The organism is Ensifer aridi, from assembly GCF_002078505.1.
Classification (GTDB): domain Bacteria; phylum Pseudomonadota; class Alphaproteobacteria; order Rhizobiales; family Rhizobiaceae; genus Sinorhizobium; species Sinorhizobium aridi.
In genome coordinates this window covers 1-1,476 of sequence record NZ_LUAV01000051.1, presented here as the reverse complement: position 1 = coordinate 1,476, position 1,476 = coordinate 1, and the positions used below count along the sequence as shown (strand labels likewise).

At 58.8% G+C, this 1,476-nt stretch carries 2 protein-coding genes; both read left to right on the top strand.

Annotated elements, in window-relative coordinates:
* Positions 1-18 precede the first annotated feature (18 nt).
* On the top strand, positions 19-672 hold the full coding sequence (locus AYK65_RS31035; protein ID WP_081163184.1) for an amino acid ABC transporter permease: 654 nt from the start codon (positions 19-21) through the stop codon (positions 670-672).
* Positions 672-1,476, top strand: an 805-nt coding sequence (locus AYK65_RS31030; protein ID WP_139793409.1) for an amino acid ABC transporter ATP-binding protein, incomplete at its 3' end; no start/stop codon positions are given. The genes AYK65_RS31035 and AYK65_RS31030, both read left to right, overlap by 1 nt.

Here is a 1,476-nt window from a genome sequence, read left to right as displayed (position 1 = left end):
TAAATGACGGAGAACGCCATGAAATTCGACCCGTCCATTGTTCTTGAGAATTGGGACCTCCTGGCGTTCGGCCTGCTCATCACCCTCAAGTACACCGTTTATACCTGCGCGATCGGCCTCGCACTCGGCTTGCTGGTAGCGCTGCTCCAACTCACTCCATGGTGGCTGACGCGCTGGATTGGCCGCATCTGGGTAGAGTTCTTCCGCAATATTCCCCTGCTGGTGCTGCTCCTGTGGATCTATTACGCTTTACCGATCTTCTTGCAGATCGAGATCGGTAAGGAGACGGCCGGAATTCTCGGGCTTGGCTTTTATGCCAGTGGCTTCTATGGCGAGATTTTGCGCGCAGGCGTCCAGTCCATCGACAGGGGCCAGACCGACGCCGCCGTAGTGCTTGGAATGACCTACTTCCAACGCATGACACGGATCATCTTACCACAAGCGTTGCGCCGCATGATGCCGCCGCTGGTCGGCCAGACCATCATGCAGCTCAAGAACACGACCCTGCTATCGGTCCTGACCGTTCCCGATCTGCTTTACCAAGCGGGCTACATGGCAAGTTTCACCTACCGGCCGATGGAAGTGTACACAGTGATCGGCGTCATGTTCATCCTGATCCTGTTCCCCCTCAGTGCTCTGTCGCGCCGATTTGAACGCAAGGAGGCCGCGTGATGACCGCTAAATCCGCAGAAGTCGTCCTAAGCCTACGCGGCATCGAGAAGTCGTTCGGGGCCCAATATGTCCTGCGCGGCGTTGATCTCGAGGTCCACCGCGGAGAGGTAGTCTGCCTGATCGGCGCCAGTGGCTCGGGCAAGACCTCACTGCTGCGTTGCATGAACTTGCTGCTGGAACCCGATAAGGGCGAGATCATCATCGAAGAAGCCCCTCTTTTTCGGCGGAGCGGGGCGGAAAGGCTAAAGCTCTCCAACGCGCAGATCAACTCGGCCCGCTCCAAAACGGGCATGGTGTTTCAGAACTTTAACCTGTTCCCACACCGCACGGCGCTGCAGAACATCATGGAAGCCCCGCTAATCGTAAAGAAGGTGCCGCGCGCTGAGGCTGAGGAGCAGGGGAATAAACTGCTTGCCCGCATGGGTCTTCCCGACGCCGGCCACAAGTATCCGTCACAACTGTCGGGCGGCCAACAGCAGCGGATCGCCATCGCCCGCGCCCTCGCAATGCAGCCCACCATCATGCTGTTCGACGAGCCAACGTCGGCGCTTGACCCGGAACTTGTCGGCGAAGTGCTGGCTGCAATCCGGCAACTCGCTGCCGAGGGCATGACAATGGTCATCGTCACACATGAAATCGGCTTGGCCTACGAGTTGGCGGATCGCGTGATTTTCATGGATCAGGGTGTCGTCGCCGCGAACGGCGATCCGCGCGAACTTCTTCTGTCAGACACCAATCCGAGGCTCGCCGCATTCGTCGGCCGGTTCACGGAACAAGCCCGTCTTCTCAGTCCGCTTGCAGCAC